This window comes from Mesorhizobium sp. M1A.F.Ca.IN.020.03.2.1, assembly GCF_004023205.1.
GTDB lineage: Bacteria > Pseudomonadota > Alphaproteobacteria > Rhizobiales > Rhizobiaceae > Mesorhizobium.
In genome coordinates this window covers 1-5,591 of sequence record NZ_RZSV01000302.1, presented here as the reverse complement: position 1 = coordinate 5,591, position 5,591 = coordinate 1, and the positions used below count along the sequence as shown (strand labels likewise).

The window sequence follows — 5,591 nt, the reverse complement described above, 5'->3', positions numbered from 1 at the left end:
CTCTCCTTGGGGAGAGGTCGGATGGCCCCGAATTGCGCTTCGCAAGTCGGCTGCCAATCCGGGTGAGGGGGACCTTTCACAAGCCTGATCGTCCGCCCGCGAACGGGAGGATCATCGGTGGCAAGACGCTTGACGGCCTACGACCTGCAAAGCGCCAAGGGCAGCAGGAAATGGCTGCAGCTGCATGTCGACACGCCGGCCGAGGCGGCGGCCGCGGTCGCCTGCGACATCGTCATCCTCTCCTGCGAGCCCGACCACAATCTGGAATCGATCCGCCAAGCGGCGCCTCACGCGTTCCTCTCCGTCGGCATGCCGCATGGCGCGGTCGCGTCGCCGGACGAGGCGGTGCGGCTGGGCTTCGCCATGATGAAGCGCGGCGCCGACGCGGTCTATTCATCGCACTCGCCGCGCTTCATCGAGGCGATGGCGGCGGAGGGCATTCCCGTCACCGGCCATGTCGGCCTGGTGCCGAACCGCGCCACCTGGACGAATTTCCGAGCCGTCGGCCGCACGGCGGAAGAGGCCTTCAAGGTGCTGCGCGCGGCCAAGGACCTGGAGAATGCGGGTGCGGCCTGCATCGAGGTCGAAGTGGTGCCGGTCAGGCTCGCCGACCACATCACCCGCTCGACGCCGCTGATCACCATGGGCATGGGCTGCGGCACTGCCTGCGACACGCAGTATCTCTTCTCCTGCGACGTGCTGGGCACCCACACCGGCCACTATCCGCGCCATGCCAAGCGCTATGCCGACTTCGTCACGCTGGAGGCCGAGGTGCAGGAAAGGCGCATCAGTGCGTTCCGCGCCTTCGGCCGCGACGTCGCCGCAGGCAGCTACCCGGAAGCGAAGCACCAGGTGGACATGGACGATGCCGCCTATGACCGCCTCCTCACCCTCTCTCAATCGCTGTGAGACCAGCCATGGACGACCTGCAATACGGCACGCGCAACAAGAGAGGCGACTGGGCCCCGAACGAACCGGCCGGCACCGCGCCGCTCTTTGCGTTTCCGCCGCGACCGCTGGCGCTGCTGAAGTGGCTGCCGCATTATTTCCTGCCCTACAACCTGCTCTTCGCCCTCTCGGCAGTGGTGTGGTGGCGCTACGTGCTGCCGGACGTCGAGACGATGAAGACGCTCGCCATCGGCTGGATCCTGCGCCTTTTCATCGTCAACTGCGCGGCGCTGCTTATTTTCTTCGGCGCTTTCGAGCTTCGACTCTACATTTTGAGAGCCCAGGGCAACCGCTTCAAATACAACGGCAAATGGCCCTCGGAGCAGAAGAGCAAAGCCTTCTTCTTCGAGAACCAGAACATCGACAACATGCTGCGCACCTTCGGCACCGGCATGCCGATCTGGACGGCGATCGAGGTGGCAATCCTCTACGCCTACGCCAACGGCTACGTGCCGTGGCTGACCTTCGCGGAGAATCCCGTCTACCTGTTCTGTCTGGCGCTGGTGGTGCCGATCATCCACGAGACGCATTTCTTCCTGCTGCACCGGACGATCCATTGGGGGCCGCTCTACAAATGGGTGCATTCGGTGCACCACAACTCGGTCAACCCGTCGCCCTGGTCGTCGCTGTCGATGCATCCGGTGGAGCAGCTCGGCTATCTCGGCGTCGCCTTCTGGCACCTGATCATTCCGTCAAACCCGCTGCTGGCGCTCTACCAGCTCCACTATGCCGGCTTCGGAGCGATCCCGGGCCATGTCGGCTTCGACAAGGTGGAACTGACCGAGGACAGATCGGTCGATAGCCACGCCTATATCCACTACCTGCACCACAAATATTTCGAGGTGAACTACGGCGACGGCCTGATCCCGTTCGACCGCTGGTTCGGCACTTTCCATGACGGCAGCAAGGACGGCGAGGCGCGCATGCAGGCCCGCTACGAGAAGAAGAAGGCGCGCGCCAACGCCGCCGCGAAATGACAGCTGCAGAGAAAGCCACGTGGCCGGCCTGAGCCGCCCGCTTCGACGATCCCGAAAGGGCCGGCGAACAAGACAGGAGTGAGCCGGCACTCCAAATCCAGAGGGAGGAAACCCGTGAAGAAGCTTCTCATCTCGACGGCGCTCGCCGCTTTGATGGCGACCGCGTTCGCGACTGTCTCGACCGGCGCCTTCGCCGCCAAGCTCGGCGTCTCGATCGTCAACTTCGACAACAATTTCCAGACGCTGCTGATGCATGGCATGCAGGCGCGCGCCAAGGAGAAGGGTGCCGAAATCCAGGTCGAGGACGCCCAGAACGACGTCGCCAAACAGCTGGACCAGGTCAAGAATTTCATCGCCAGCGGCGTCGACGCCATCATCGTCACGCTGGTCGACACCAATGCCTCGAAGACCATCAGCGAGGAAGCCGCCAAGGCCGGCATTCCGCTGGTCTTCGTCAACCTCGAGCCATCGGACATGAAGAACCTGCCGGAGAAACAGGTCTATGTCGGCTCGAACGAGGTCGAGTCCGGCACGCTGGAAGCCTTCGAGGTCTGCAAGATGCTGCGCGCCAAGGGCAAGTCGGCCGGCGCTACCGCCTACATCATCATGGGCAGCTTGGTGCATCAGGCGGCGCTCCAGCGCACCAAGGATGTCGAGCAGATCTTTTCGACCGACATGTGCAATTTCATCAAGGTCACCGACAAGCAGTCGTCCGAATGGTCGCGCGACAACGCGCAGAACCTGATGACCAACTGGCTGACTGCCGGCCCGGCGCCCGACGCCGTCATCGCCAACAACGACGAATCCGCCATCGGCGCCATCCTGGCGCTCAAGGCCAACGGCGTCGACCTGAAGAATGTCGTGGTCGGCGGCATCGATGCCACGCAGGACGGCCTGCAGGCGATGAAGGCCGGCGAGCTCTCGGTCACGGTGTTCCAGAACGCCAAGGGCCAGGGCGGCGGCGGTGTCGATGCGGCGCTCGCGCTTGCCAAAGGCGAGAAGGTCGACCGCGTCGTCTATGTGCCGTTCGAACTGGTGACGCCCGCCACCGCGGCGGAATACCTGAACAAGAACTAGACCCGGATCATCGGGGCGGCCGGCTTCGCCGCCCCGATGGGTTCGCCTCGATCTGAAGGCAAGACAGATCTGAAGGGAAGAAAAATGACCGGTTGGATCAGGGCCTGCGGGCTCGACGACATCGAACAGGAAGGCGCCCGCCGCTTCGACCATGGCGGCAAGACCTATGCCGTCTTTCGCTCGCCCGACGACGAGGTCTTCTGCACCGACGGGCTTTGCACGCATGAGGCGGTGCACATCGCCGACGGCCTGGTCATGGACTACGAGGTCGAATGCCCAAAGCACGCCGGCGCCTTCGACTACCGCACCGGAGCCGCCAAGCGCCTGCCGCCATGCATCAACCTCAGGACCTATCCGGCGAAGGTCGAGGCGGAGCGGTGATGGTGGCGGTGGGCTGAAAAGCTCCCCCTTCTCCCCTTGTGGGAGAAGGTGGATCGGCGCGCAGCGCCGAGACGGATGAGGGGTGTTCCAGCTTGGCGGCCACGACGACAGCGCAGCGACATTCCCCAGCGCCTCACTCCGTCCAGCACCCCTCATCCGTCGCCTTCGGCGACACCTTCTTCCACAAGGGGAGAAGGAAAGAGGCGCTAAATCCCCTCGCCATCCACCAGCGGCACGTCGTCGCCTTCCCAGGGGCTCGGCAACGAACCTCGCCCCGCCGTGGGCAGCGGCATCCAGCATCTCAACTCCGGCTCGGCATATTCGACGATGCGTCCGGGCGATGAATCCGACGCCCGCCAGCCTTCCTCGCCGAACTGGTCGGCGCGCGACCAGTAGGCCATGTCGACCTCGGCCGGTCCCTGTTCGGACGAGCGCACCGTCACCAGGATGCGACTGCCGTCCCGCGGCGCGCTCGCCATGTTGCGCCAGTGGTCGGTCTCGTCCATGTGATCTCCTCCCAAGAAGCTTCGTGGCAATAGTCGCCGCCCGCCGGGGAGGGGTCAACCCGAACTTGGCGCGAGACAGAAATATCGTTCACGGCTAATATGTTCGCCGACCGCAATCGGACGGACGACCATGGACGAAGGGTTGCCTCAAGCCACCCGTCTCGGGCCGGTCCATCTCAGGGTGACCGACATCCCGGCTGCCTTGATCGTCTGGCGCGACACGCTCGGATTGGCGGTCCTCGGCGAGGATGCCGCCACGGCGGAGCTCGGCGCCGGTGGGCGGAAGCTTATCGTGCTTCACGCCGGAGCGCAGATTGCGCTGCCGCAGAAATCGCGCGATCTCTTCCACGTCGCCATCCATGTGACGAGCCGCCGCGACCTCGCCCACACCGCCGCCCGGCTTAAGGCTTCCGGCTTGCGCTACAGCGCCCAGGACCACCTGGTTTCGGAATCGCTCTACGTTTCCGACCCGTCGGGCAACGGCATCGAGATCTGCTTCGACACGCCGGAACGCTGTCTGCGCCGCGAGGTGTCGGCCGATGGCCGCGTGGCGCTGATCGGCACCGACGGCAGCGCGCATTCCGGGCTCGAGCCGCTCCATCTCCCGGGCCTTTTGCGCGACCTCGGCAATTCCGGCCATGTCGAGCAGAGGATGGCGAAGAACGCCTTCATCGGCCACATCCATATGCGCGCCCGCGCGCCGGAAGAACTGATGGAATTCTATGTCGGCGTGCTTGGCTTCCGCCCGCACATCCAGTCGAGAAGTTTCGGCATGTTCGACTGCGGTACCGGGAGCCGGCCGCATATGGTCGCCTTCAATATCTGGGCGCGTGACGAGCTGCGCGAGCCGCCGCCGGGTGCCGGCGGACTCGACCATTTCACGGTTGAGCTTGCATCGGTCGAGGAGCTGGCTGCGCTGGAACGCAGGCTCGATGCCGCCAACCTGCCGCCGAAAAAGATCGGCGGTGCCGTGGAAACCGCGGATCCGGAAGGCAATAGGCTGCGGTTCGTGCTTCGGGAGGATTGATCGCGCCGCAGCGGACGATTGGGGAAGACAAGTGGGAGAAGGGGAGAATGACCATCAGGGTGATAGGAACCGGCTTCGGCCGCACCGGCACGGATTCGATGCGCGAGGCGCTGACCATGCTCGGCTTCGGCCCGTGCCATCACATGTCGGAGGTCATGGCGCATGCGGAGCAGAAGCGGCTCTGGCGAGCGCTCGCCAAGGGCGCCGCGCCGGATTGGAATCGGCTCTTTGCCGGTTATACATCCTGCGTCGACTGGCCCTCGGTGCATTACTGGCGCGAGCTGATCGAAGTCTTTCCGCAAGCGCGCGTCATCCTCACCTGGCGCTCGCCGGAAAGCTGGTGGGAGAGTTTCGCAAAAACCATCCTGCCGGCCGTCATTGACAGCCAGGATCAGGAGTCGTTGGGCGTCACCCTTGTCACGAAGCAGGTTTTCGGCGGCCGCCCGCAGGACCGCGCGCATGCGCTTGCCGTCTATGAGGCCAATATCGAAGCGGTGCTGAAGACGGTGCCGGCCGAGCGCCTGCTGGTTCACAAGCTGGGCGACGGCTGGGCGCCGCTCTGCGCCCATCTCGGCGTTCCGGTGCCGGACGAGCCCTATCCCAACCGCAACACCACGAAGGAGTTCCGGACGGCGCTTTCGTTGAATTGAAGGGAAGGGAGGGGAATAGGGGAAT

Annotated in this window: 6 protein-coding genes and 1 pseudogene; 6 read left to right on the top strand and 1 reads right to left on the bottom strand. The window is 64.5% G+C overall.

What is annotated here, in order from left to right; all coding sequences use genetic code 11:
* The first annotated feature begins 117 nt into the window (after positions 1 to 117).
* The 4 genes and pseudogenes from EOA79_RS28980 to EOA79_RS28965 all read left to right on the top strand — a co-directional run bounded on the left by EOA79_RS28980 (position 118) and on the right by EOA79_RS28965 (position 3,400).
* Entirely contained in the window at positions 118 to 909 is a 792-nt protein-coding gene (locus EOA79_RS28980) for a 3-methyl-2-oxobutanoate hydroxymethyltransferase (protein WP_095824550.1), read from the top strand.
* Between the two features lie 8 nt (positions 910 to 917).
* Positions 918 to 1,925, top strand: a complete 1,008-nt coding sequence (locus EOA79_RS28975; protein WP_095824549.1) for a sterol desaturase family protein — start codon at positions 918 to 920, stop codon at positions 1,923 to 1,925.
* Positions 1,926 to 2,039: 114 nt separating this feature from the next.
* Positions 2,040 to 3,002 carry a substrate-binding domain-containing protein gene (locus tag EOA79_RS28970; RefSeq protein ID WP_095824548.1) on the top strand — a complete coding sequence of 321 codons (963 nt, stop codon included), beginning with the start codon at positions 2,040 to 2,042 and terminating at the stop codon, positions 3,000 to 3,002.
* A gap of 84 nt (positions 3,003 to 3,086) precedes the next feature.
* A pseudogene (locus EOA79_RS28965) lies at positions 3,087 to 3,400 on the top strand (MocE family 2Fe-2S type ferredoxin).
* 189 nt (positions 3,401 to 3,589) lie between these two features.
* Here the strand turns inward: EOA79_RS28965 and EOA79_RS28960 are convergent.
* The gene (locus EOA79_RS28960; RefSeq protein WP_095783445.1) at positions 3,590 to 3,889 is read right to left on the bottom strand and encodes a hypothetical protein; all 300 of its coding nucleotides are present in this window, start codon (positions 3,887 to 3,889) and stop codon (positions 3,590 to 3,592) included.
* Positions 3,890 to 4,019: 130 nt separating this feature from the next.
* Between EOA79_RS28960 and EOA79_RS28955 the strand changes: the two genes are divergently transcribed.
* Positions 4,020 to 4,916, top strand: coding sequence for a VOC family protein (locus EOA79_RS28955; protein WP_095824546.1), 897 nt, complete (start codon positions 4,020 to 4,022; stop codon positions 4,914 to 4,916).
* A 47-nt stretch (positions 4,917 to 4,963) separates the two neighbouring features.
* Entirely contained in the window at positions 4,964 to 5,566 is a 603-nt protein-coding gene (locus EOA79_RS28950) for a sulfotransferase family protein (protein WP_127335202.1), read from the top strand.
* The last annotated feature ends 25 nt before the right edge of the window (positions 5,567 to 5,591 follow it).